The sequence below is a fragment of the Stenotrophomonas sp. STEN023 genome (genome assembly GCF_056760135.1).
Map to the genome: position 1 here is coordinate 17,573 of NZ_JBRREF010000043.1, position 23,452 is coordinate 41,024.

General features: G+C 63.4%; 21 protein-coding genes and 1 pseudogene. 8 read left to right on the plus strand and 14 right to left on the minus strand.

The genetic code is table 11. From position 1 onward, the window contains the following. Positions 1-308 precede the first annotated feature (308 nt). The 11 genes from phoU to ACVOLV_RS13185 form a co-directional block, all read right to left on the minus strand. Positions 309-1,016, minus strand: coding sequence for a phosphate signaling complex protein PhoU (phoU, locus tag ACVOLV_RS13135; protein ID WP_481512743.1), 708 nt, complete (start codon positions 1,014-1,016; stop codon positions 309-311). 155 nt (positions 1,017-1,171) lie between these two features. After that, positions 1,172-2,002, minus strand: a complete 831-nt coding sequence (pstB, locus tag ACVOLV_RS13140; protein WP_481537658.1) for a phosphate ABC transporter ATP-binding protein PstB — start codon at positions 2,000-2,002, stop codon at positions 1,172-1,174. 31 nt (positions 2,003-2,033) lie between these two features. Beyond that, complete coding sequence (gene pstA / locus ACVOLV_RS13145) at positions 2,034-2,897, minus strand: phosphate ABC transporter permease PstA (protein WP_481554788.1); 864 nt, start codon at positions 2,895-2,897, stop codon at positions 2,034-2,036. Further along, positions 2,897-3,868: a phosphate ABC transporter permease subunit PstC gene (pstC, locus tag ACVOLV_RS13150; protein WP_481554789.1), complete on the minus strand. Its 972-nt coding sequence runs from the start codon at positions 3,866-3,868 to the stop codon at positions 2,897-2,899. The genes pstA and pstC overlap by 1 nt, the downstream gene beginning before the upstream one ends. A gap of 146 nt (positions 3,869-4,014) precedes the next feature. Further along, positions 4,015-5,103, minus strand: coding sequence for a phosphate ABC transporter substrate-binding protein PstS (pstS, locus tag ACVOLV_RS13155; protein ID WP_481554790.1), 1,089 nt, complete (start codon positions 5,101-5,103; stop codon positions 4,015-4,017). A gap of 502 nt (positions 5,104-5,605) precedes the next feature. Beyond that, positions 5,606-6,625, minus strand: a complete 1,020-nt coding sequence (gene pstS / locus ACVOLV_RS13160; protein WP_481554791.1) for a phosphate ABC transporter substrate-binding protein PstS — start codon at positions 6,623-6,625, stop codon at positions 5,606-5,608. A gap of 115 nt (positions 6,626-6,740) precedes the next feature. Beyond that, positions 6,741-7,520, minus strand: a complete 780-nt coding sequence (locus ACVOLV_RS13165) for a PA3715 family protein (RefSeq protein ID WP_481554792.1) — start codon at positions 7,518-7,520, stop codon at positions 6,741-6,743. A 262-nt stretch (positions 7,521-7,782) separates the two neighbouring features. Continuing rightward, positions 7,783-8,994, minus strand: a complete 1,212-nt coding sequence (locus ACVOLV_RS13170) for an OprO/OprP family phosphate-selective porin (RefSeq protein WP_481554793.1) — start codon at positions 8,992-8,994, stop codon at positions 7,783-7,785. Between the two features lie 169 nt (positions 8,995-9,163). Next, entirely contained in the window at positions 9,164-9,805 is a 642-nt protein-coding gene (gene nth / locus ACVOLV_RS13175; protein ID WP_481554805.1) for an endonuclease III, read from the minus strand. A 137-nt stretch (positions 9,806-9,942) separates the two neighbouring features. Continuing rightward, positions 9,943-10,302: a hypothetical protein gene (locus ACVOLV_RS13180; RefSeq protein ID WP_481554794.1), complete on the minus strand. Its 360-nt coding sequence runs from the start codon at positions 10,300-10,302 to the stop codon at positions 9,943-9,945. Positions 10,303-10,309: 7 nt separating this feature from the next. Beyond that, the gene (locus ACVOLV_RS13185; RefSeq protein ID WP_481554795.1) at positions 10,310-11,092 is read right to left on the minus strand and encodes an enoyl-CoA hydratase/isomerase family protein; all 783 of its coding nucleotides are present in this window, start codon (positions 11,090-11,092) and stop codon (positions 10,310-10,312) included. Positions 11,093-11,261: 169 nt separating this feature from the next. Here ACVOLV_RS13185 and ACVOLV_RS13190 point away from each other — a divergent pair, with 169 nt between their 5' ends. The 3 genes from ACVOLV_RS13190 (at position 11,262) to ACVOLV_RS13200 (ending at position 14,690) form a co-directional block, all read left to right on the plus strand. Continuing rightward, a complete protein-coding gene (locus ACVOLV_RS13190) occupies positions 11,262-11,963 on the plus strand; it encodes an FKBP-type peptidyl-prolyl cis-trans isomerase N-terminal domain-containing protein (protein ID WP_481554796.1) in 702 nt (233 codons plus the stop codon). 608 nt (positions 11,964-12,571) lie between these two features. Next, entirely contained in the window at positions 12,572-13,012 is a 441-nt protein-coding gene (locus ACVOLV_RS13195; protein ID WP_481554797.1) for a hypothetical protein, read from the plus strand. Between the two features lie 13 nt (positions 13,013-13,025). Then, entirely contained in the window at positions 13,026-14,690 is a 1,665-nt protein-coding gene (locus ACVOLV_RS13200) for a PA domain-containing protein (protein WP_481554798.1), read from the plus strand. 114 nt (positions 14,691-14,804) lie between these two features. Here ACVOLV_RS13200 and ACVOLV_RS13205 read toward each other — a convergent pair whose 3' ends face one another. Then, positions 14,805-16,493 (minus strand): PA domain-containing protein, encoded by a 1,689-nt coding sequence (locus ACVOLV_RS13205; RefSeq protein ID WP_481554799.1) that lies wholly within the window; start codon positions 16,491-16,493, stop codon positions 14,805-14,807. Further along, positions 16,490-16,921 carry a post-PEP-CTERM-1 domain-containing protein gene (locus ACVOLV_RS13210; RefSeq protein ID WP_303746891.1) on the minus strand — a complete coding sequence of 144 codons (432 nt, stop codon included), beginning with the start codon at positions 16,919-16,921 and terminating at the stop codon, positions 16,490-16,492. Before ACVOLV_RS13210 ends, ACVOLV_RS13205 begins: the two co-directional genes overlap by 4 nt. Before the next feature lie 347 nt (positions 16,922-17,268). Here ACVOLV_RS13210 and ACVOLV_RS13215 point away from each other — a divergent pair, with 347 nt between their 5' ends. The 3 genes and pseudogenes from ACVOLV_RS13215 to ACVOLV_RS13225 all read left to right on the plus strand — a co-directional run bounded on the left by ACVOLV_RS13215 (position 17,269) and on the right by ACVOLV_RS13225 (position 19,958). Beyond that, positions 17,269-18,072, plus strand: a complete 804-nt coding sequence (locus tag ACVOLV_RS13215) for an NUDIX hydrolase (RefSeq protein WP_481554806.1) — start codon at positions 17,269-17,271, stop codon at positions 18,070-18,072. Further along, positions 18,069-18,971 carry a sulfurtransferase gene (locus tag ACVOLV_RS13220; RefSeq protein WP_481554800.1) on the plus strand — a complete coding sequence of 301 codons (903 nt, stop codon included), beginning with the start codon at positions 18,069-18,071 and terminating at the stop codon, positions 18,969-18,971. Before ACVOLV_RS13215 ends, ACVOLV_RS13220 begins: the two co-directional genes overlap by 4 nt. A 77-nt stretch (positions 18,972-19,048) precedes the next feature. Further along, positions 19,049-19,958: pseudogene (locus ACVOLV_RS13225) on the plus strand (DUF1684 domain-containing protein). Between the two features lie 16 nt (positions 19,959-19,974). Here ACVOLV_RS13225 and ACVOLV_RS13230 read toward each other — a convergent pair. Then, positions 19,975-20,538 carry an N-acetylmuramoyl-L-alanine amidase gene (locus ACVOLV_RS13230; RefSeq protein ID WP_481554801.1) on the minus strand — a complete coding sequence of 188 codons (564 nt, stop codon included), beginning with the start codon at positions 20,536-20,538 and terminating at the stop codon, positions 19,975-19,977. 51 nt (positions 20,539-20,589) lie between these two features. Between ACVOLV_RS13230 and ACVOLV_RS13235 the strand changes: the two genes are divergently transcribed. Further along, entirely contained in the window at positions 20,590-21,117 is a 528-nt protein-coding gene (locus ACVOLV_RS13235) for a hypothetical protein (RefSeq protein ID WP_481554802.1), read from the plus strand. Positions 21,118-21,249: 132 nt separating this feature from the next. Continuing rightward, positions 21,250-23,388, plus strand: coding sequence for a bifunctional 23S rRNA (guanine(2069)-N(7))-methyltransferase RlmK/23S rRNA (guanine(2445)-N(2))-methyltransferase RlmL (rlmKL, locus tag ACVOLV_RS13240; protein ID WP_481554803.1), 2,139 nt, complete (start codon positions 21,250-21,252; stop codon positions 23,386-23,388). Positions 23,389-23,452: the final 64 nt, after the last annotated feature.

Here is a 23,452-nt window from a genome sequence, read left to right on the forward strand (position 1 = left end):
GACACAGTGCGGCGGGCCAACGCGAACCGGAAGGTGGGGGGGGGGGCCCCGCCCCCCGGCGCCCCGCCCCCCGGCCCCCCCCGCCGCGGGGGGGGGGGGGGGGGGGGGGGGGGGGGGGGGGGCGGGTGGGGGGCGTAGGATTCAATTCTAGAAAAAATTGGGTTATTGGGTATTTAAAACGCCCCGCCGGGTTTTACCGCTTTGACGCTTTGTTTACCCCCCCCCCGCTACACTGGGGGGGGGGCCAACGCGAACCGGAAGGTCGCTGCGCCCGCTGCACGCGGACGCAGCGACCTTGCAGCCGCCGATCAGGCGTGGTCGACGGTGCTGGTTTCGTCACGCTTCTCGCGCGGCGGCAGCGGTGCATCACCGTGCACCAGGAACCAGACGTTCTCGGCGATGTTGGTGGCGTGGTCGCCGATGCGTTCCAGGTTCTTGGCCATGAACAGCAGGTGCGTGCACGGGGTGATGTTGCGCGGGTCTTCCATCATGTAGGTCAGCAGCTCGCGGAACAGCGCGGTGTACTGCGCATCCAGGCGCGCATCGTCGGCACGCAGCTTCAGTGCAGCCTCGGCATCGTTGTCACGGTAGGCTTCCATCGCGCGGCGTACCTGCTGTGCAGCCAGTCGGCCGAGTGCGCGTACGCCCTGGATCTGCGGCAACGGCGGTACGGCGGCCAAGGCAATGGAGCGCTTGGCGACGTTGGCGGCATAGTCGCCGATGCGTTCGATATCGGCGGGGATGCGCAGGCCGGCAAGAATTTCGCGCAGGTCGCGGGCCATCGGCCCGCGCAGGGCCAAGCGCATCACGTCGTGGCTGATCTGCTGTTCGAGCTGGTCAATGGCCTCGTCGTTGGCGACGATGCGCTGCGCGGCTTTTTCGTCGCGGCGTTCGATCACGTCCAGCGCGGCTTCGAGTTGGGCAACGGACATTTCGCCCATGCGCACGATCTCGGCTACCAGTCGCTGCTGTTCTTCGTCATAGCTCTTGACGATGTGGTCGTTGGGAAGATTCATGGAATGCTCGCTGGAGACTGTTCGGGTGGGACTGCATTCGTTCGGGAGCTGCGTTGCCATCCATGGCGTACATCTGGCTTCGGAGTGCGGCCCGGCCGTCCTTGGCCAGGCGTCCAGCGGGCGGCGAACCGTTGCACAGTCCGCGCGCGCCAGCCTCAGCCAAAGCGACCGGTGATGTAATCCTCGGTCTGCTGCTTGGAAGGGTTGGAGAATATGGTTTCGGTGCGGTCATGCTCGATCAGGTCGCCCAGGTACATGAAGGCGGTGTAGTCGGAGACGCGCGCGGCCTGCTGCATGTTGTGGGTGACGATGGCGATGGTGTAATCGTTCTTCAGCTCTTCGACCAGCTGCTCGATGCGGCTGGTGGAGATCGGGTCCAGCGCCGAGGTCGGTTCGTCGAGCAGCAGCACATCCGGGCGCAGGGCCACGGCACGGGCGATACACAGACGCTGCTGCTGGCCGCCGGATAGACCAAGTGCGCTCTGGTTGAGCTTGTCCTTCACTTCGTCCCACAGCGCGCCCTGGCGCAGCGCCTGTTCGACGCGCACGTTCATCTCGGCCTTGGACAGCTTCTCGTGGTGGCGGATGCCGTAGGCGACGTTCTCGAAGATGGTCATCGGGAACGGCACCGGCTTCTGGAACACCATGCCAACCTTGGAGCGCAGGCGGTTCATCGGGTACTTGGGCGAGAGGATGTTCTCACCGTCCAGCAGCACTTCACCGCGCGCTTCCAGCTTGGGATACAGCGCGTAGATGCGGTTGAAGATGCGTAGCAGGGTGGATTTGCCGCAACCGGACGGGCCGATCAGCGCGGTGACACGCTTTTCCGGGATCTCCAGGTTGATGCTCTTCAGCGCGTGGAACTTGTCGTAGTAGAAGTCCAGGCCGCGTGCTGCCAGCTTGACCGGCGCCGGCGTGTGCAGCGACTGGTTGGCGGCGGGCACGGAGATGCGCTGCATCGGTACGGCGTTGCTGAGGTCGTTCATGGGAAGGTCCATGGCAGTCAATCGTTTAAGTTCAGTCGTTCGAGATGCGGTTGCGCAGCAGCAGGCCGCGCGCGGAGAGGCTGACCAGCAGGACGAACACGGTCAGCACCAAGGCACCGGCCCAGGCCAGCACCTGCCAGGATTCGTACGGGCTGCCGGCAAACTGGTTCATCACCACCGGTACCGAGGCCATCGGCTGCATCACGTTGCTGTTCCAGTACTGGTTGCCGAAGGCGGTGAACAGCAGCGGCGCGGTTTCGCCGGAGATGCGCGCCAGCGACAGCAGGATGCCGGTGACGATGCCGGCCAAGGCACTGCGGTACAGCACCTGCATGATCACTTTCCACTGCGGCACACCGAGTGCCAGGGCGGCTTCGCGCATCTGCACCGGCACCAGCCGCAGCATTTCGTCGGTGGTGCGGATCACCACCGGCAGCACGATGAAGGCCAGCGACAAGGCGCCTGCAAATGCCGAGAACTGGCCGCCGGTCTGCATCACGTAGAGCGTGTAGACGAACAGGCCGAGCACGATCGACGGTGCCGACAGCAGGATGTCATTGACGAAGCGGACCACGGTGCCGGCCTTGCGGGCATTGCCGTATTCGGCAAGCCAGGTGCCGGCGGCCACGCCCAGCGGTGTGCCGATGCCGATCGCCATCGCACACATCACCGCGCTGCCGAAGAAGGCGTTGAGCAGGCCGCCTTCCTGCATCGGCGGCGGCGTCATCTTGGTGAACAGGTTGATGTTGATGCCGGGCAAGCCCTTGGACAACAGCGTCCACAGGATCCAGCCGAGGAAGAACAGGCCGAACAAGGCGGTCGCGCAGCCCATGAACAGGGCAAGCAGATTGACGACGCGACGGCGCAGGTACAGCGAATCAGCGGAAGCGGACATCAGTTGCCCTCCTTGCGGGACAGGCGCATCAGCATCAGGCGGGCCAGTGCCAGCACCACGAAGGTGACGATGAACAAGACGAAGCCGAGCAGCAGCAGTGCCGAGCGGTAGGTCTCGGTGGCTTCGCCGAAGTCATTGGCGATCAGCGCGGCGATGGTGGTGCCCGGCTCCAGCAGCGACGGCGTCAGACGCACGCTGTTGCCGATCACGAAGGCCACGGCCATGGTTTCGCCAAGTGCACGGCCCAGGCCCAGGAACACGCCGCCGATCACCGCGGAGCGGGTGTAAGGCAGCACGATGTCCCAGCTCACTTCCCACTTGGTCGAACCCAGTGCGTAGGCGGATTCCTTCAAACGGGTGGGGACGGTAAGGAAGACCTCGCGCATCACCGAGGAGATGAAGGGGATGACCATGATCGCCAGCACGAAGCCGGCGGTAAGCATGCCGATGCCCAGCGGCGGACCGCGGAACAGTGCGCCGATCACCGGCAGTGGGCCGATGTGATCGTTGAGGAACGGGGTGACATATTCGGTCATCACCGGCACCAGCACGAACAGGCCCCACATGCCATAGATGATGGAGGGGATGCCGGCCAGCAGTTCGATGGCGGTGCCAACCGGGCCACGCAGCCAACGCGGCGCGACTTCAGTAAGGAAGAAGGCGATGCCGAAGCTCACCGGCACTGCGATCAGCATCGCGATCAGCGCGGTGACGATGGTGCCGTAGATCGGTGCCAATGCACCGAACTTGTTCTCGACCGGGTTCCACTCGGAGGAGTAGAAGAAGCTCAGACCCTGCTCCTGCAGCGCGTGGCGACCGCCCCAGAGCATGGACAGAGCGGCACTGGCCAGGGCGACCAGCACGAAGATCACGGTGGCGATCAGGAACCAGCGGAACAGCCGGTCGTTGCGGGCATCGCGCAGGTCGCGCGAGGTGGGCGAGGAAGCTAGGGACGGTGCAATGGCATTCATGGCAGCGGCAGGGGCCCAGGAGGATGCGGTGGTGTTTCTGTCCCCGAGGTCGGGGAATTCAATTCTTCGAGGTCGTGACCCCCGCCTGCGCGGGGATGACGGTATGACAGAGGCGGGCGCACCTGCGGTGTGCCCGCTTCACTACGTCACTTGAACTCGGCAGCCCAGTACGCTTCGATCTGGGTGACCAGCTCGGCCGGCAGCGGCACGTAGTGCAACTCGTTGGCCTGGGCCTGGCCATTCTCGAAGGCCCACTTGAAGAACGCGCGGGTATCGGCGCTGCGCTTGGCATCCTTCGGCTGCTTGTGCATCAGCATGAAGTTGGTGGCAGTGATCGGCCATGCATTGGCGCCCGGTGCGTTGGTGATCACCAGGTTGAAGTCCTTGGCGTTGGCCCAGTCGGCGCTGGCAGCAGCGGCGGCAAAGGTCTCGGCGGTCGGCTGTACCCAGCTGCCAGCGGCGTTCTGCATCGAGGCATACGGCATGTTGTTCTGCAGTGCGTAGGCCAATTCGACGTAACCGACCGAGCCCTTGATCTGCTGCACGTAGGAGGCAACGCCTTCATTGCCCTTGCCACCGACGCCGTCCGGCCACTGCACCGAGGTGCCTTCGCCAACCTTTTCCTTCCACTCGCCGCTGACCTTTGACAGGTAGTTGGAGAAGTTGAAGGTGGTGCCCGAACCGTCGGAGCGGTGCACCAGGGTGATCTTGGTGTCGGGCAGGGTCACGCCCGGGTTGGCATCGGCGATGGCCTTGTCGTTCCAGGTCTTGATCTTGCCCAGGAAGATGTCAGCCAGCAGGGTGCCGCTCAGGCGCAGCTGGCCCGGCTGCAGGCCTTCCAGGTTGACCACAGGCACCACGCCGCCGATTGCCGACGGGAACTGGCCCAGGCCAGCCTGCGCCAGTTCTTCGGTGGAGAGCGGCTTGTCGGAAGAGCCGAAGTCAACGGTGCCGGCCTTGATCTGGGCGATGCCGCCACCCGAGCCGATCGACTGGTAGTTGATCTTGGCGCCGGTAGCGGCGTTGTAGTCGGCCGACCACTTGGACACCAGCGGGAAAATGAACGATGCGCCGGCGCCGGAGATCTCAACGGCGACCTTGTCACCGGCGGCTGCCGCGGAGGCACCAGCAGCGTCGGGGCCGGAAGCGGCCTGGTTGCCCTTGTCACCACAGGCCGACAGGCCCAGGGCGATGGCCAGCGAAAGGGCGGCAAGACCGGTCGTGTGCAGCTTCATGCGTCACTCCATAGCGGGAGAAATGCCGGCAGCGCCGGCGGATGCGGCTATGAAATGATGTTTTTGTTACAGCCTGATTACATCGTGAAAAAAATCTGAAAAAGCTCACAGAATCAATGGCTATCGGGTGGGGGATGGCACCTTGAAAGGCAGGGCTGTCGCCCGGAGATGAGGCTTTCCCGGTAATGCTCTGTAGTGCCGAGCCATGCTCGGCAGGGGCCTTCACTAGTAGAGCCTCAGCCGAGCATGGTCCGGCTCTACAGGGGCTTTCCGCGCAATGTCCGACTGTAGTGCCGAGCCATGCTCGGCAGGGGCCTTCACTAGTAGAGCCTCAGTCAAGCATGGCTCGGCTCTACAGGGAGTGGTCCCGGCAATGCCGCAGGGACTGGACCTCCGGCTTCGCGGCTTACGCCGCTCCCACAAAATGATGTGCAAAAAAAAAGCGCGGATCACTTGATCCGCGCTTGAGACGGCGAGGGAGAGGGTCCCGCCGGCTCTTTACTCAGTAACGCAGGTTCTGCTGCCAGTAGGTTTCGATCTGGCGGACCAGCGGGTCCGGCAGCGGCACGTAGTCGAGCTGACGGGCCTGCGCATCACCGTTGGCGTAGATCCAGCGGAAGTACTCAACCGCGGCCTTGGCGCCTTCAGCACTCTTGGGCTGCTTGCGCATCAGGATGAAGTTGGTGGCGGTGATCGGCCATGCCTGCTCGCCCGGGGCGTTGGTCATCACCAGGTAGAAATCACGTGCATTGGCCCAGTCGGCGCTGGCGGCAGCGGCCGAGAAGGTCTCATCACGCGGCTGCACGAAGTTGCCGGCGGCATTCTTCATGCGCGAGAAGGTCAGGCGGTTCTGCAGGGCGTAGGAGAACTCGACGTAACCGATCGAGCCGCGGATCTGCTTGACATAAGCGGCCACGCCTTCGTTGCCCTTGCCGCCGATACCGACCGGCCACTGGACGCTGGTGCCTTCACCGACGGTGGTTTTCCAGTCAGCGTTGACCTTGGACAGGAAGTTGACGAAGTTGAAGGTGGTGCCCGAGCCGTCCGAACGGTGCACGACGGTGATCTTGGTGTCCGGCAGGGTCAGGCCAGAATTGAGCGCGGCGATGGCCGGATCATTCCACTTGGTGACCTTGCCCAGGAAGATGTTGGCCAGGGTCGGGCCGTCCAGCTTCATCGCACCGGCTTCCACGCCCGGCACGTTCAGTACCGGCACCACGCCGCCGATCACCGACGGAAACTGCACCAGACCGGCCGCGGCCAGTTCTTCTGGCTTCAGCGGGGCGTCGGAGGAGCCGAAATCCACCGTATTGGCCTTGATCTGGGCAATGCCGCCGCCCGAGCCGATCGACTGGTAGTTGATGCGGTTGCTGGTGGCGGCGCTGTAATCGGCCGACCACTTGGACATCACCGGGTAGATGAAGGAAGCGCCAGCGCCGGTAACATCGGCAGCATTGGCGGCGAACACGGACGACGCTGCGAGGATGGCTACAGCGGCGCGCGATTTGATGGCGTGGATCACGAATGGCTCCTGGGAGTTGATGTGCGGTGGTTTCCGCCCCGGCGCCTATTCCATAACCATTTGATGACAGCGCAGCGTCTGTCATGTGACGCACATATGACAGTGACGCATGTGATCAGAATGCTGCTTCAATCTCGCCGGGCAGCGGGTAACTGCGACCCTTTGGTAACAGCTTGAAGCTGCGGACAGGCAGCTCTTCGCGGGCTTCCACGCAGTCACCTTTGGCATCTTCGTGGTTCACGGTTGAACTGCCGCGTTCACGGATTGTCAGCGTTGCCCAGCCTTGCGCCGGGATGGGACCAACCTCCAGCGTGCGCTTTGTCTCATGGAATCCACCGGCACAGCGGGTGTCCCACTCACCGCCGCTGCTGGATACCACGATCTGTTCGGTAATGGCTTCCAGACGGCTGCCGTTGAACACCAGCAGTTGCAGGCGGGTTTCGCTGAAAGGGTTGGGCTGCGAAGAGTTGCTGCGTGAGCTGCGTACGCCGAACGCGCGCACGTTGGGTGAGAGGTTGTAGCGTGCGGTATCCAGGCCGACGCTGTCGACGTGGATGGCATCGCTGCTCATCACGTCAGGCAGGCGGAGTGCTGCGCGTGGACGCAGGCTGGTGCTGTCGACCACCAGGACATCCAGGTCGCCCGGCTGGGAATCACCATTGGGTCCCAGTGGGCCCAGAAACGGCACCGCGATCAAGGTCAACGAAGTATCTGCTGGCCAAACCCGGCAAGCGCCGCGCTCGCTGTCGATGCTCCAGCCGGAGCGGCCGGGCAGGGCGGCAGCGTCGCGCTGTTGGTAGGCCAGGGTGATGCGCGCAGCGGCGTCATCACCACAGTCCTGGGCAAAGCTGGTGAAAGGCAGGCAGAGCAGCAGTAGAAGCAGTGGGGTGCGCATGGATCCGTCCGGTTGGAGCGCCCCCGTAGTTGGCTGTGGGAGCTGCGTAAGCTGCGAAGCTTACACAGCTTCAGTCAGCGCAGCGGCGCCCGCCGTTGTAGGAGCGGCGTGAGCCGCGAAGCTGACAGACCTGCAGATTGCGGCGATTGCTTGGGCCCCGACCTTGCTTGCCTCGCGGCTTACGCCGCTCCTACAAAATCACAATCGCTGCAACGACGAACGCCCCTTGCGGGGCGTTCGTGGTGTTGCATGCAGCCAGTGCTTACCAGAAGAACTGCAGACGCGCTTCCAGGATGTCAGGTTTGTCGCTGACGAACTTCTTGCTGGAAGAGGAGTACTTGTTGCTGTCGACCATCACGTAGTTCAACGAGGCCTTGAAGTTGGAGCGCCAGTACCAGTTGGCGCCGACGGTCCAGATGTCCATCTTGCCACCCAGCACGCCGTCAACCAGCGGGGTGCCGCCGACCACGGCCGGGGCCTTGAGGCCGCCGTCGTTGAGATCGATGTGGTCGAAGCGTGCGCCCAGCTGCCACATGCCGCGGCCCGGCTCATCCGGCAGGCCCAGGCTCGGGGTGCCGCCCTTATAGCCCCAGGTCTCACCGGTGACGTTCCACACGCCGCTGATGTAATAGCCGTCGGTGCTGTAGTTGTCGTGGTCGTAACGCTTGGCCTTGGAGCTGTAGTACTCGCCCTGTGCCTTGAACGGGCCACGCACGTACATGGCTTCGGCACCGATGGTGCTCAGGCGGTCGGTGTCCTTCAGGTCGCCGCTGTCGACCAGGCGCACGGTGGCAAGGTCGGCATTCGGACGGGCGCGCAGGCGCAGCAGGTCGGCGTCGGTGTCGTAATCAACGTAGCTCAGGCCCAGGTGCAGGATGTTGCCCTTCTCGTTGATCGGGGCGAAGGTGCCGCGTACGCCGTAGCCGCTGCCATGGGCCAGGTCACGGGTCAGCTCGCGGCCGAAGGCCGACGCGGTGACCGACCAGTTGGCATCGCCAACGCCGTAGCCAACGCCGAGGCGGCGGGCGACTGCGTAGGTGTTGGTGACGGTGGCCTTGGAGATGAAGTCGTTGTTCTTGGTGCTGGACAGTTCTTCCAGGCTGTTCGGCTGCTTGTACTGGCCTGCCTGCAGGAAGTGGTTGCTGTTGCCGCCAAGCTTGTACTTGACGTTGGTGTCCAGGAACTTGTCAGCCTTGGCGTCGTAGCCGACCACCCACTCGATGTTGCCCGGGCCCTTGCCCTTCAGCACCAGCTCGGCGCGGCGCAGCTCGAACTCGCTGTCCTTGCCGTTCTTGCCGGTGTTGCCGTTCAAGTCGGCCTTGTCATTGCTGAACCAGTTGCCGTCAGCCTGGACCAGGCCTTCGAAGGTGATTTCGGAACCGCCAATAACGTCGATGGCGACTTCAGCGTGTGCAGCCGGCGCGAACAGTGCAGCAGCCACGGCCGCAGTGAGGAGTTGGCGATGCAGTTTCATTGGGTGGGTAGCCTTGCAGGCGGTTGGAGGTTGCTGCGAAGGCTAGGGCGTAAAGATTGCGTAAATGTGACAGTTCGGCGACCAGCTTTGCCCCTGCGGCACAAGGGCCTGCGTATTTGGCCTATGTGCTGTTACCGGAAAGTGTCGTACAGATGGCAGCGGTAAGCACTCACACAGCCTCGGCGGTCTTGTCCTTGAAGTGGCACAGGTCGCGGATCACGCACTGCGGGCAATCGGGTTTACGCGCCTTGCAGACATAGCGCCCGTGCAGGATCAGCCAATGGTGCGCGTCCTGCAGGAACTCCTCCGGGATTACCTTCATCAGGCCATCCTCGACAGCGCGTACATCCTTGCCAGGCGCCAGTCCGGTACGGTTGGAGACGCGGAAGATATGCGTGTCCACCGCCATCGTCGGTTGGCCGAACGCAGTGTTGAGCACCACGTTGGCGGTCTTGCGGCCAACCCCTGGCAAGGCTTCCAGCGCGGCACGTTCGGCCGGTACTTCGCCGCCGTATTTGTCGACCAGGATCGCGCAGGCGGCGATGACGTTCTTGGCCTTGGCGTTGAACAGGCCGATGGTAGCGATGTAAGGCTTCAGGCCTTCTTCGCCGAGGGCCAGAATGGCCTGCGCGGTATTCGCTACCGGGAACAGCTTGCGGGTGGCCTTGTTGACGCCCACATCGGTGGCCTGTGCCGACAAGGTCACTGCCACCAGCAGCTCGAACGGCGTGTTGTATTCAAGCTCGGTGGTCGGATGTGGATTGAGCTCGCGCAGACGCGTGAACATCTCCCTCACTTCGGCGGCATTCATGCGCTTGCTGCCGCGCGCCGAACTGGTCTTTGGCGTTGCAGCTTTCTTGGCCGCGGCGGTTTTCACCGCGATTTTCTTTGCGCCGATTTTTTTCGCGGTTGCCGCAATTACTGTTGTTTTCTTCACAGCTACTGACTTCATGTTGCGGAATTTCCTGCCGCCCGCGCCTTGGCCCGGGCCAGGATTGCTGCCGCTGCGGAGGGCAGGGCGGGCTTGCTGTCCGCTACCGGCGGCGGCGCACGACGCGCCTGCCGCTCGGCATCACGACGTTCAAGTCGCGCGGCGCGGGCATGATGGCGCTCACGAGCAGCCCAGGCCGTGCGCAGCAGCTGCTGGGCCTGCTGCAGTTGCTGTGGCAGCTGCGGGTGCTCAGGGTCCAGCAATTCGTCGCCGGGCTGCGGCAGGTAGTTCATCAGCCCGGCACGCAGCGCCGCATCCAGATCATCGTCCAGTACGAATTGCAGCAATTGGCGGGGCGTGGCGCTTGCGTTGGACATGGACAAGTCAGCGATTCTTGAATTCCGGCTTGCGGCGTTCCAGGAAGGCGCTGGTGCCTTCGCGCATGTCATCGGTGGAGAACACCAGGCCGAACTGGGCGCTTTCGTATTCCAGTCCTTCCTCGATACCACACTCACCGCCAACATTGATCGCATCGAGGATGCCGCGCAGGGCCAGCGGTGCAGCAGTGGCCAATTGCTCGGCCAGCTTGGTGGTTTCCGCTTCCAGCTCTGCGGCCGGCACTACGCGGGTGACCAGGCCCAGCTGCTGGGCACGCTCGGCGCTGATCGGGGCACCGAGCAGGCACAGCTCCAGCGCGGCCGCGCGGCCGCCCAGGCGCAGCAGACGCTGGGTGCCGCCGAAGCCCGGCACCAGGCCCAGGTTGATCTCCGGCTGGCCGACCTTGGCGCTATCGGCGGCAATGCGCAGGTGGCAGGCCATGGCCAGTTCCATGCCGCCGCCCAGTGCGAAACCGTTCACCATTGCGATGACCGGCTTGTTCAGGCGCTCAATCCGGCGCATCAGACGCTGTCCGACCAGCGAAAAATCGCGGCCCTGAACCGGCGTCAAGGTATTCATTTCGGCGATGTCCGCGCCGGCAACGAAAGCTTTGCTACCCGCGCCCGTCAGGACCACAACCCTTACATCCTCGGCCAGTGCTGCCTCGGCGAAGGCGGCATCCAGGGTTTCCAGGGTCAGCCGGTTGAGGGCATTGAGCTTTTCCGGACGCTGCACGGTGATGGTGCGGACGCCTGCATGGGTGCTGATCGAAACCGGTGAATCGGACATGGGGTCAAAGCCTCAAAACGTTAAAAAAAAGTAATGAAAGGAACTCTTTCAGTCGGCGACGGTCATAGCTGAGCGTCGTCAGTGGCGGACAGCCTTTGTGACGGCTATCCTAACCCGTCGCCTCAGGCGGCATGCTTGCCCTGAGACACCATTCCTGGAGAACTGTTTGATGAAGTTGCGTTCTATCGCGGTCGCCGTGGCCGCCCTGGCCGTCACCGGCACTGCTTTCGCCCAGGACATCGCGTCCGAAAAGGGCAAGCTGAGCTATTACTTCGGCTATGACTACGGCAATAACCTGGCTGAGCTCACCGGTCGTGGCGAGCAGCTGGACATCGCTTCGGTGGTGAAGGGTCTGCAGGATGCCTACGCCAAGAAGCAGCCGGCCATCACCGCCGATCAGCTGAAGCCGGCCGTTGAAGCATTCCAGCGCCGTGAGCAGGGCCGTGCCCAGGCCGCCAAGGCCGAGTACGACAAGGCTGCCGCTGAAAACAAGACCCGTAGTGACCAGTTCATTGCGGCCAACAAGGCCAAGCCCGGCGTGCAGACCCTGGCCAGCGGCGTGCAGTACCGCGTGATCGAAGCCGGTGCCGGTGCCAAGCCGACCCAGGCCAGCACCGTTGCCCTGGAAGTTGCCGGTCCGTTCCCGTACGGCCAGCGTCCGACCGAAGCTCGCCCGGCACAGTCGATTCCGTCGATCAAGCTGAGCGAAGTCGAGATGGCCGCCATGCGCGAAACCCTGCTGCAGATGCCGTCGGGCGCCAAGTGGGAAGTGACCCTGCCGCCGGAAAAGGCCTACGGTGCCGATCCGCGCACCCCGTTCCCGCCGAACGTGGCTGTGCAGTTCGAGATCAAGCTGGTCAGCGTCAAGTAAGCGCAAATCAGTAATGCAGTGGAAAGCGCCGGTGGCAACACCGGCGCTTTCTTTTTGCCTGAAGCTGACGGTAGTGCCGAGCCATGCTCGGTAGGCGGAGTCATCTGTTCGCGAGCAGCTTGGCGGTTACAAGCCTGCGTTTGAGCTTACAAACGTATTGGCACGGACAACAGATACGTTGGAATTGGTAATTGATACGGGTTTCGCAACAACTACGTTGCTCTCGCCCCACCGCAGCGGTTCTTCGTTGTCTCTTGTACCCGCTGAGTTCGCATTCACTGGCATGTGTTGGCATCGCTATGAGCGGGCACCTGTTCATGGCAAAGAAAAACGTCGAGCTCTGAACTAATGTCAATTTTCCATCAGGCCGCCTGCCTATGATCCGTGCGGCATATCGCAGATATCGGTTTGCTCTTTAATAGCGAAAAAGCTCGCTGCGAATGCATCTACGAGGTCGTTCAACAGGTGATGTCGTAATGCCCAACCAATGAACTGGCTGCCGGAGATCGGTTGCACGAAGGGGCAGCGGAAGTGGATTCCGTTGGAAGTTGGGTTCTCGGCTGCTGCTTCACGGCCATGGTTACCATGTTTCGCGAAGGGGTGACGAAATGCAACGAGACCACAAAGACGTTATTCGCTGGTTGGGCATTGCCGGTGCGATTATTTGCACAGCGAGCAGTAGTGCGTTGGCACAGTCGACGGCTGAGCCCGTCCCTGATCATGCCGCGCTGATCGGTATACCGATGTCTGCCGCCGAGGTGGTGCGTTCACGCACTGCAGGCAGCACCGCACAGGAGTTGCAGCGCAGGATAGATGCCGCCGGTGTGCGTCGTAGCGCATCGGACCGCGCTGCTTCTGAAGGCTTGAACCGCGCACTGGAGCGTATGCCAGCGACGATCGAACAAGCGCAGAGCCAAGCGGCAGCCGATCGTACCGGGGCCGGGATAGTACTGACCTCTCGCCAGCAGATTGAACCTATGTACGCGGTGCCGATTCAGGGCGGCGGCACGAGTGCTTCGCACGAAATCACCCATCGCATTACTCGCTGACAGGGCGTACGCAATGAAAACGAATTTTCTTGCGGCCTGCGCCGCAGCGGTGCTGTGCGCGACAACCTCGCCGATACATGCGCAGACGAAGATCACCTTGGTGAACCTTGACGGCCCGGGGGTTGGTTTGAACGATCCAAGGGCAGCGGCGCCGATTGGCGGAAACCCCGGGAGGACACTCGGACAGCAGCGAGTGATCTCGTATCAGTACGCAATGGATCTTTGGGGGGCGTTGTTGAAAAGCCCGACCGAGATCAGGGTGGAAGCCTCGTTTGCGCCGCTGGAATGTACACCAGGGCGCATCGTGCTCGGCCAAGCCGCGGCCATAGCTGCAGTTAGCGCCGATGTGGTTTCGTCAGGTGGTGCAACTGACTATCGGTATCCAGTTGCGCTGGCCAATGCCTTGGTCGGCCGTGATCTTGACCCGGCTAGAAATGACATTCTGACCAACTTCAGTTCAGCGATCGACCAGCCTTCTTGCCAGGAAATCGGTGGTAGTGGCTGGTACTACGGGCTGGCTGGAAACGATCCCGAGAACGCTGGGAGTCGCGCGAACTTCCTGAATGTCATCATGCATGAAATAGGTCATGGTCTTGGAGCGGCGGGCAACTCGCGCTTCCTGTCAGGTACGGCCATACGTCTTAGCAGAGGCCCCTGGGATGGCCTGGCATGGTCGAATCAGCATGGAGTCAGCTACAACGACTTCAATGTGATCGACCCACGCATGGCTGGCGCACTTACCACCCCGGGTCAAACGGTGTGGAAGGGGGCGTCCTCCAATCGGATGGCGGCGCTTATGGCAGAGCACCGGCAGATGTTGAGTATCACTGCGCCAGTAGCAGCGATGCACAACTATCTGGTGGCGGCTTTTGGCGGTTCCAACTACTCGGCGATATCCGGGGATATCGTTCTGATACGCGATGCCGCAGTGATGGATATGCATACCGGCTGTGACGGGAGCGATGGGCAACCAGTCATCGCCAATGACGCGGCCTTGGCAGGGAAGGTTGTGCTGATTGAACGTGGAGGATGTGAGTTCTCACGCAAGGCACTGAATGCACAGAATCTTGGTGCGACTGCGGTGATTCTGGCCAATAACGTTGCCAATGCCGAGCTGACGGCTGGAGGCGGCACGCTAGGTGGGCAAGTCACGATCCCGGTTATCACAGTGATGCAGGAAGTTGGCAGTTTGCTTCGCGGTGACGCTCCCGTAGTTGCTGCGGGGCTCGTCAGCGATCCGAATCGTTACTACGGCTTGGATTCAGAGCGGCGCATGCGTTTGTTTACTCCCGGGACTTACCAGGCAGGCTCCTCTTTCTCGCATGTTGATGCGGATATGTCGCCAAACTTCCTGATGGAACCGGCGGAAACCAAGACGCTGCGTGCGGATGTAATGATAGACGTGGCCTTGGAAATGTTCGAGGAAATGGGTTGGCCGACCAACCGCAACGGCACCGCCAAGCTCGGTAATTGCGACACCACTGTTCCGCTCTATCGTGATTCGTTCATTCCAGGCGCCAACCTGATCGCACAGAACAACCTGTGCAGGACGTCTTCGGCGGGCAATCGCGGCCAGCAACTGCGCTGCATGAATGATCACATCAGCTCACTGCATGCACAGTCGTTGATCACCTCGCTGGAGGTTGCCAAAGCCAGGCAGTGCGTCGCCAAGCTTTGAGGTGATTGGGTGCATATGGTGCGCTGGCACTCTTGCCCTCTGTTGATGTCAGGTAAAGAAGAACCGGCGCTCTACGGGCGCCGGTTCTTTATCTCCTGCACATGGCCAGCAGATTTACGGTGATGTCACCTTTGCCGCGCAAGTACGGATGCCTGCCTGTTCGACGGTGCTGATCAGATTGACGGCCTTCAGCGAAGCAGCGGTGTCGTTCATGCAACGCAGGTAAAGCGCACGGTTGCCGTTGGCGGTGGTGCGGCACAGGCGATCCTGGGCCTGCACATTGGCACCGGCGATCAAGCCCGGGTTCTTGAACAGCTTCACGCCCGTATCGCAGCTACCGATGCGTGCCGTGCCTGCGTTCAGATCCCAGCCCTGGTCGACGAATACCGCCAGGGTCAGATCGACCATGCGGCCCGCGTCGGTGTTGGGGCTGTTGGCCGGCTCCATCAACGCGTCGGGCACCAGCACACTCTCGAAGTGCGAGAAGGTCGAGCCGCTGGCAACGATGGCCGGTGCATACAGCAACGGACGCCCGCTGGCATCGGCACCGGCATAGCGCCCGGCTACCTGGCCCAAGCTTGCGGTCAGCGCCGTGCCTGCCTGTGCAGCTGCCTTGATCAGATTGGCATCGGTGAGGTTGACGCTGAGCGTTGGGATGGTGGCGTTGACGCTGGGGTCTTCGGCCATGCCCGGTGCGGTGCCCGGATCACCTGAGCTGGCGACGTTGCCGATGATCGCAGCGACCGCGCCTGCCGCCTGGGCGTTGGCTGCCTTGATCTCGAACGCGCAGCCGCCGCGGTTGACGTAGGCAACCTTGCCGCTGAGGCTGCCGGCCGGAATCGCTTCGCAGGCATCGGCGGTATCGGCACCGGTGCCGTCGTTGGCGATGACAACAGAGCCAGCGAAGTTGGCCGGAGTGGCCGGCGGGCCGAACGATGCCGTGCCGTAGAACTGGGTGACCAGACTGCTGCCATTGACCGACAGCACCACCGCAGGATCAAGCCACAGTGGCGTCTGTGCCTTGGTGGTTGCGCCGTTCCACGCTGGAGCGCCGCGGGTCTTGACCGACGTTGCGCGCAGCGCGTTGGTCATCGTGGGTTCGGTGAAGCGCTTGCCGGACAGATTGTCGAACGCGTTCTCGGTATAGACGTCCGAGTACCCGTAGTACTGCGGAATGCCCGCGCGCTCGCCCAGTCGGCCGGTGGTGTAGCCGACGAAGCCGGAGAAGCCAAGACCGTGGCCGATTTCATGCATCACCACGTCGAGGAAGCTGATCAGGTTGGCGGGTGCTTTGCCATCCAGGCCGTAGTACCAGCCCGAGCCGGTCATGCATGGCGTGCCGTCCGGGTTGCTGCCGCCCAGGTTGGCGTTGAAGCGGCTGGTGATATCGGTGCCGGAACTGCTGATGGTGATGCGGCTGCCGTTGAGGGCGTTGGCGAGCGGGGCGTGGTACATCATGCCGAGCTCGGTGGCGGTGGGTGGCGTGGTTGCGATCCAGGAGGCACCGGCCGAGCCGAGGGTACCGCCGGTCGCGGTACAGGTCAGGTCCTGGAAGCTGGCGCCGACGAAGGTCTCCACGTCGCTCTGCAGCACCGCGCCCCATAGATCGGCGGCGAATTGGTAGACGATGCGGCGTTGTTCACCGACTGTCTTGCCGGGGTTGCCACCTTCAGGTGCGCGCACGGTGGTGTCGTTGAGGCCCTTGCCTGCGGGATCCTGGTTGATCGGGGTGATGATGGCGGCGTTGGCCGATGCGCCGAGCAGGGCGCTGCCGATGACGGCGGAAAGCAGCAGCGTCTTCATTCGGACACCTCCTGTCGACCATGCGAAAGCGGTGCGCCATTTTCCAGAATCTGTACTTCGCCGTTGGCATCACGTTCGACGCTCAATGAACTCAGCGCGGACAGCGGCAGGTCGGCGGTGCTCATGCCGTTGCTCTGTACGCGGATGGTCTTGGCGGCATCGGTGCCGGTCTGCGGAATGCGGGCCCAGGCGGCGTTGGTCCCTGTGGCGCTGCGGCTTGCCGACGGCATTGCGTTGGCTTTGTCGGAGAGTTCGCGGATCTCCGTATCCGTGAGTTTGCGCAGCTTGCCGGTCTTGGCATCGATCCCGGCAACCATGCCGCTTTCGGTAGGGGTACTTGGGTTGCCGTCCGTTGGCGGCTCATGGGCCTGTACTGAAAGGCTGGCGGAAAGTGCCAGCGCCGATAACAACAAACAGGGTTTTGCCATTCTCATTTCCGGGCTCCGCTTACAGAGTGAAAAGCGATAAGGCTCCATCCGTATGCAGGCGAGGCAGGTGTCGAACAGCCACGCTGATCGAACGCGCGTCCCGCGCATCGGATGATTCGTGTGCCCCCTGTCGGCATCTGGAGTGTGCCCTTGTCTGAACCTGCGCTCAACCACAATTTGATTGGCATCACAAAATAAAATTGGGTGTCGGATTGCTGACGCAGCTGAATTGGGGGCGTTCACAGTGGCAACATTGCCATCGTGGCAAGGCAAATCCAGCGTTACCAACGCCTGGGCGCTGGTCCGAGGGGTTCGGGTCGCGCTACGCTAGCGTGATGTCTGAATTGATGGATGCACCTGCTCGTGTCATCTCCACCCCCTGCATTGGCATCTGCGCGCTTGATGAGCAGGGCTATTGCCGTGGTTGCTGGCGAAGTGGCACCGAAATTGGCGGGTGGATGCGCATGAGTGAGGACGAGCGGCGACGGGTGATGGCGCAGGAACTGCCACGGCGCGCACGGCAGGCGGTTGCGTTTGCTGATCAACTGCGGGGCCGTGAGCGACTGCAGCAGGCTTTGATGCCCCTGACCCAGACCCCGACCGGCGTGGGCTGGAACCGTTCCGAGCTGGAAGACCTGCTGCCACCGGGGCCACCGGTTGAGGCTGCGGTGCTGGCCGGACTGGTGCCGCGTGCGCAGGGTACGCAGGTGATCCTTACCCGGCGTACGGAAGCGCTGCGCAACCATGGTGGCCAGGTTGGCTTTCCGGGCGGGCGTATCGAGACCATTGATCGCAACCCACTGGCGGCGGCCTTGCGTGAGAGCGACGAGGAGATCGCACTGGCGCGCAGCCAGGTGCTGGCGTTGGGCTATCTGGATCCGTTCATTACCATCACCGGCTTCCGGGTCACCCCGGTGGTGGCGGTGGTGGACCCGGCCTTCATCGCGCGGCCCGAACCGGGTGAGGTAGCCGAGGTGTTCGAAGTGCCGCTGGACTATCTGATGGACCCGGCCAACCTGCGCCAGGTCGAGATCGAGCACGGCGGGCGTATCCGTCATGTCATGGAATACAGCTGGCCGGGGCAGCGCATATGGGGCGCGACCGCAGCCATCCTCTACAACCTTCGTCGACGATTGGAGCAGGTGGCATGAGCCAGAACGGGGTTTCGTGGACCACCGTGGTCGATGTCGAGGCGTTGGCCGCTGCGCTGGTGCAGCCGCAGATGCGCGTGGTTGATGCGCGCGCGACCGCAAGTACCGCGTTGCGGGTGATGGATGCGCGTGCTTCGCTGGCCGACAAACAAGCCGGTACGGTGCAACATGCGGCAGGACACATTCCCGGTGCGGTGCATGCGGACCTGGAGCGGGACCTGTCGGACATGCGCAAGCAGGGGCATGGTCGCCATCCATTGCCGGACAGCGCGGCATTTGCCGCGACGCTGGGTCGCTGGGGAATCGATGCGGATACCCAGGTGGTGGTGTACGACGCAGCCGACGGCAGCATGGCGGCGGCGCGCTTGTGGTGGTTGCTACGTCTGATCGGGCACCAGAAGGTTGCGGTGCTGGATGGCGGCTTGGCTGCCTGGCAGGCCGCCGGCCATGCGCTTGAGGCCGGCCCGGTGGATACGACACCGTTGCCAGCGTACCCGGGCCAGTTTGATATGGCCCAGGTGGTCAGTGCCGACGAAGTGCAGTCGCGTCTGTTGCAGAGCCCCGCGTGGCTGCTGGATGCGCGCGCCGCTGAGCGCTACCGCGGCGAGGTTGAACCGCTGGATCGGGTTGCCGGGCATGTGCCGGGTGCGCTCAACCGGCCGTTCGGCATGAACCTGCATCAAGGCCGTTTCCGCCCTGCGCAGGAGCTGCACGCTGAGCTGCTGCCGCTTCTTGCGGGGCAGCCACCCGAACAGGTGGCGGTGATGTGCGGCTCGGGCGTGACGGCTTGTCATCTGGCATTGGCATTTGCACACGCCGGGCTGCAAGGGGTGCGTGTGTTCAGTGATTCCTGGAGTGGCTGGTCCAGCGATGAGCGGCGGCCTGTCGCTACCGGCTGAGCAACGACGGCGTCGTGCATTGGGCGCGGTGCTGATGGGAAGGCGGCTTCGGGGGAAGCGTGCATTTATCGAAATGGCTGGGCGTAGCGCTGTTGACGGTAGCTGTTGGTGCATGCAATGCGCCAGGCAGCGGTGTGTCCGCGGCTGCCGATCGCCAATACCTGCGTGACGTCGAGCAGTGGCGCGCACAGCGTCTGAGCAGCCTGCGCTCGCCGGATGGCTGGCTCAGCTATACCGGTTCGGGCCGGCTCAAGGCCGGCGCCTACCGGGTGGGAAGCGCGGCCACAAACGACATCGTCTTGCCTGCAGGTCCCGGCGAGCTGGGTTTCCTGCAGGTGGGCAAGGATGGCCAGGCCAGCATCGATGCCAGCACACGCGCGGGCGCGATGCTGAATGGTCAGCCCCTGCAGCGTGCGGAATTGATTGCCGGGGTTGCCCATGTCAATGAGGCCAGTCGCGTGCAGGTTGGTCAGTCCGAGTTTTATCTGGTGCGCACTGGCAGCATCCTTGGCTGGCGCTACCGTGATCCGCAATCGCCACGGCGCTTGGCATTCACCGCGATCGAGCACTTCCCGGTTGGCCCGGAATGGAACATCCGTGCCAAATGGAATCCATTCCCGGCGCCCAAGCAGGCGGTGCTGCTGACCTCGCCTGGCACCATTGCCAGCCATGGGGCCAGGCGAGGCAGTGTTCGAGATTGATGGACGCAGTTACCGGCTGCAGCCAGTGCTGGATGAGGGTGCACCGGAATCGCGGCGGCTGTTCTTCCTGTTCTCCGACCGCACCAGCGGCCGCGAAACCTATGGCGGCGCACGTTACCTGTATGCCGGGCTGCCCAAGGACGGCGTGGTGCAGCTGGACTTCAATCGCGCCGAGAACCCGCCGTGCGCGTTCACTCCACATGTGGTGTGCCCGATTGCGCCGGCCATCAATCGACTCGACCTTGCGGTAACGGCAGGCGAGAAATTCCAGTACCTGCCGCAATAAGCGGATATAGGGACGCTCAGTCGGGCATGCGTTGCAGATTGATGGCGCGCAGCACCAGTTCCCACGGGAACATCGGGCCCGGATCGAGCTTGCGCTGCACGCGTATCTGCGGGTCGTCACTGGCCGTTTCCTGGGCCGTGTCCAGCTGCTCATGACCGGCGATATGGCGCAGTGACGGCACGGCTTGCGGCAGCCATTCCAGCAACCGCACCAGCGCCGCGATCTGCGCTTCGGGGTAGGGCTCGCTCATGGACTGGTTGTTGGAGTCGAACCAGTCCGGCCAGCGTCCACGGTTGACCAGCTCGATGCCGATCGAGCGCGGATTGATGCCGCGCACGTGGTGGGCGACGCGATCCAGCGCGATGTATTGCTGGATGCTGCCGTCGCGGTCGATGTAATAGTGGCCGCTGTTGCCGCTGCCGTTGTCGTAGAGCGCACGCTCGCCGTACTCGCGCGCTGTGGCCAGGTCCGGCAGTTCGGTGCAGTGGATCACCACCAGATCGATGTCGGTGAGCTTGCGCTGCGCCAACTGATGTTCGTAGGGCAGCGGCTTGGCAATGATGGGAGGCGGCAGGTGCATGCGTGGATGCTAGCATTCACGCATGAATTCCCCCACGTCTTGCCGCCAGCCATGAGCCGCGGCCACTGCATTCTGTCGCACGGCTTCGAGAGCGGGCCGGACGCCACCAAGGTCACCGCGCTGGCTGATGTGGCCGAACGCCTGGGCTGGAGTCACGAACGCCCGGATTACACCGATCTGGACGCCAAACACGAGATCAGCCGGGTTGGCGACGTGCCGGCACGGCTGCAGCGGCTGATCGAGCGGGCGGCCGAAAAGGCTGCTCATGGCCCGCTGGTGCTGGCCGGGTCGAGCCTTGGCGCCTACATCTCGGCGATCACTTCGCTGCAGGTGCCGGTAGCCGGGCTGTTCCTGATGGTGCCGCCGACCACGATGGGGCCGATGCCGGCGCTGGACGCCGCGGCGGTGCCGATCAGCGTGGTCCATGCCTGGAACGATGAGCTGATCCCGGCTGCCGATGTCATCGCCTGGGCCGCCGAGCGCAAAGCGCGGCTGCTGCTGGTCAATGACGGTCACCGCCTGATGCGCCATGTGGATGCCTCCTGCCAGGCCTTTGAGGCCTTGCTGCGCGGTTTGTGAACGCGGCCGTCGGCTGAATCCGACGGCGCGGCGGGCAACTGCCTACAATAGAGCCCCTGGATGCCCCGGGGCTGGCCACCGCGCCTGCCCGTCTGGCTGGCCTGATTCCCTTTCTGAAAGTTGATATCTCCCGTGAATTTCTTTGTTTCCTGCGCCAAGGGCCTTGAATACCTGCTCGCCGACGAACTGCTGGCGATGGGCCTGCCGCGGGCGACCGCCACCATCTCCGGCGTCAATGCCGAGGGCGAACTGCGCGATGCGCAGCGCGTGGTGCTGTGGTCGCGCCTGGCCAGCCGGGTGCTGTGGCCGCTGCAGGAATTCGAGTGCCCGGATGAGAACTCGCTGTACCAAGGTGTTGCGGCGATGCCGTGGGACCAGCACATCACTCCGGAGTTGACCTTGTCGGTGGACGCGCACGTGTCCGGTACCGCCATCACCCATGCGCGCTTTGCCGCGCAGCGGGTCAAGGACGGCGTGGTCGACAGCCTGCGTGACCAGGGCATGGAACGGCCATCGGTGAACGTCGAGTTCCCGGACGTGCGCATCAACCTGTCGCTGCGCAAGGGCAGGGCAACCATCTCCATCGACCTGGGCGGTGGTCCGATGCACCGTCGCGGCTGGCGCATGGCGCAGAACGACGCGCCGCTGAAGGAAAACCTGGCTGCTGCCGTGCTGCTGCGCGCCAACTGGCCGAAGATCCACGCCGAAGGCGGTGGTCTGCTCGACCCGATGTGTGGCAGCGGCACCTTGCTGATCGAAGGCGCCCTGATGGCCGCCGACGTGGCGCCGGGCCTGCAGCGCCATGGCAGCATCCCGCCGAGCCGCTGGCGCGGTTTCGACCAGGCGCAGTGGAAGGAACTGATGGCCGAAGCGCGCGAGCGCGAGCAGGCTGGTCGTGCTGCGCTCAAGCAGGTCATCCACGGTAGCGATATCGATCCGCAGGCCATCCGTGCGGCCAAGGAAAATGCCGAAGTGGCCGGCGTCAGCGAGGCGATCTGGTTCGGCGTGCGTGACGTCGCCGATGTGCAGGTGCCGCCGCAGGAAACCGGCTGCGTGGTCTGCAACCCGCCGTACGACGAGCGTTTGGCCGCCGATACCGTGCTGTACCGCCGTATCGGCGACGCACTCAAGCGCGCGGTGCCGACCTGGCGTGCAAGCCTGCTGTGCGGCAGCGCCGATCTGGCGTTCGCCACCGGCCTGCGCGCGAGCAAGAAATACCAGATGTTCAACGGTGCCATCGAGTGCGCGCTGATCGTCTGTGATCCGATTGCCGTGCCTGAGCGCGAGAACGCCGGCCAGCCGCGCGAGCTCAGCGAAGGCGCGCAGATGGTGGCCAACCGCCTGCGCAAGAACCTCAAGAAATTCAAGAACTGGCTGAACCGCGAAGGCATTACCTGCTTCCGCGCCTACGACGCCGATCTGCCGGAATACGCGGCGGCCATCGACGTCTACCGCGAAGACGGCGGCAAGAACCGCACCTTCCTGCATGTGCAGGAATACGCCGCACCGGCCACCATTCCGGATGTGGACGTACGCCGTCGCCGCAACGAGCTGCTCGCTGCTGCCCGCGAAGTATTCCAGGTGCCGGCCGAGCAGGTAGCGCTGAAGTCGCGTGAGCGTGGCAAGGGCGGCAGCAAGTACGGCCGCTTCGAACAGCGCGGCGAGTTCATCCTGGTGCGCGAGAACGACGCGCTGCTGCGGGTCAATCTGTTCGATTACCTGGACACCGGCCTGTTCCTCGACCACCGCCCGCTGCGCACGCATATGGCGCAGGAAGCCCGTGGCAAGCGCTTCCTCAACCTGTTCTGCTACACCGGCGTGGCCAGCGTGGAAGCCGCCGTTGCCGGGGCAAGCTCGACCACCAGTGTGGACCTGTCCGGTACCTATCTGCAGTGGTGCGCCGACAACCTCGCGCTCAACGGCAAGGGTGGCAGCCAGCACACGTTGGTGCAGGGCGACGCGATGACCTGGCTGGAGGCGGAGAAGAACCGTTACGACGTGATCTTCTGCGATCCGCCGACCTTCTCCAACTCGGCACGCGCCGAGGACTTTGACATCCAGCGCGAGCACGTGCGCCTGTTGCGGGCAGCGATGGATCGGTTGACCTCTGACGGCGTGCTGTATTTCTCCAACAACTTCCGTCGCTTCAAGCTGGACGAGAACGCGGTCGCCGAGTTTGCCAACTGCCGCGAGATTTCCGCACAGACCATCGGCCCGGATTTCGAGCGCAACGCCCGCATCCACCGCGCCTGGGAACTGCGCCGGGTCTAAGCTTCACCTGTAGTGCCGAGCCATGCTCGGCAGAGGCCTTACCGGTGAAGCCCCAGCCGAGCAT

Bases quoted from the DNA above. Each gene is read 5' to 3' on its own strand.
- phoU (WP_481512743.1), bottom strand. From the start codon at position 1,016: ATGAATCTTCCCAACGACCACATCGTCAAGAGCTATGACGAAGAACAG.
- pstB (WP_481537658.1), bottom strand. From the start codon at position 2,002: ATGAACGACCTCAGCAACGCCGTACCGATGCAGCGCATCTCCGTGCCC.
- pstA (WP_481554788.1), bottom strand. From the start codon at position 2,897: ATGTCCGCTTCCGCTGATTCGCTGTACCTGCGCCGTCGCGTCGTCAAT.
- pstC (WP_481554789.1), bottom strand. From the start codon at position 3,868: ATGAATGCCATTGCACCGTCCCTAGCTTCCTCGCCCACCTCGCGCGAC.
- pstS (WP_481554790.1), bottom strand. From the start codon at position 5,103: ATGAAGCTGCACACGACCGGTCTTGCCGCCCTTTCGCTGGCCATCGCC.
- ACVOLV_RS13165 (WP_481554792.1), bottom strand. From the start codon at position 7,520: ATGCGCACCCCACTGCTTCTACTGCTGCTCTGCCTGCCTTTCACCAGC.
- ACVOLV_RS13170 (WP_481554793.1), bottom strand. From the start codon at position 8,994: ATGAAACTGCATCGCCAACTCCTCACTGCGGCCGTGGCTGCTGCACTG.
- nth (WP_481554805.1), bottom strand. From the start codon at position 9,805: ATGAATGCCGCCGAAGTGAGGGAGATGTTCACGCGTCTGCGCGAGCTC.
- ACVOLV_RS13180 (WP_481554794.1), bottom strand. From the start codon at position 10,302: ATGTCCAACGCAAGCGCCACGCCCCGCCAATTGCTGCAATTCGTACTG.
- ACVOLV_RS13185 (WP_481554795.1), bottom strand. From the start codon at position 11,092: ATGTCCGATTCACCGGTTTCGATCAGCACCCATGCAGGCGTCCGCACC.
- ACVOLV_RS13190 (WP_481554796.1), top strand. From the start codon at position 11,262: ATGAAGTTGCGTTCTATCGCGGTCGCCGTGGCCGCCCTGGCCGTCACC.
- ACVOLV_RS13195 (WP_481554797.1), top strand. From the start codon at position 12,572: ATGCAACGAGACCACAAAGACGTTATTCGCTGGTTGGGCATTGCCGGT.
- ACVOLV_RS13200 (WP_481554798.1), top strand. From the start codon at position 13,026: ATGAAAACGAATTTTCTTGCGGCCTGCGCCGCAGCGGTGCTGTGCGCG.
- ACVOLV_RS13205 (WP_481554799.1), bottom strand. From the start codon at position 16,493: ATGAAGACGCTGCTGCTTTCCGCCGTCATCGGCAGCGCCCTGCTCGGC.
- ACVOLV_RS13210 (WP_303746891.1), bottom strand. From the start codon at position 16,921: ATGGCAAAACCCTGTTTGTTGTTATCGGCGCTGGCACTTTCCGCCAGC.
- ACVOLV_RS13215 (WP_481554806.1), top strand. From the start codon at position 17,269: ATGGATGCACCTGCTCGTGTCATCTCCACCCCCTGCATTGGCATCTGC.
- ACVOLV_RS13220 (WP_481554800.1), top strand. From the start codon at position 18,069: ATGAGCCAGAACGGGGTTTCGTGGACCACCGTGGTCGATGTCGAGGCG.
- ACVOLV_RS13230 (WP_481554801.1), bottom strand. From the start codon at position 20,538: ATGCACCTGCCGCCTCCCATCATTGCCAAGCCGCTGCCCTACGAACAT.
- ACVOLV_RS13235 (WP_481554802.1), top strand. From the start codon at position 20,590: ATGAGCCGCGGCCACTGCATTCTGTCGCACGGCTTCGAGAGCGGGCCG.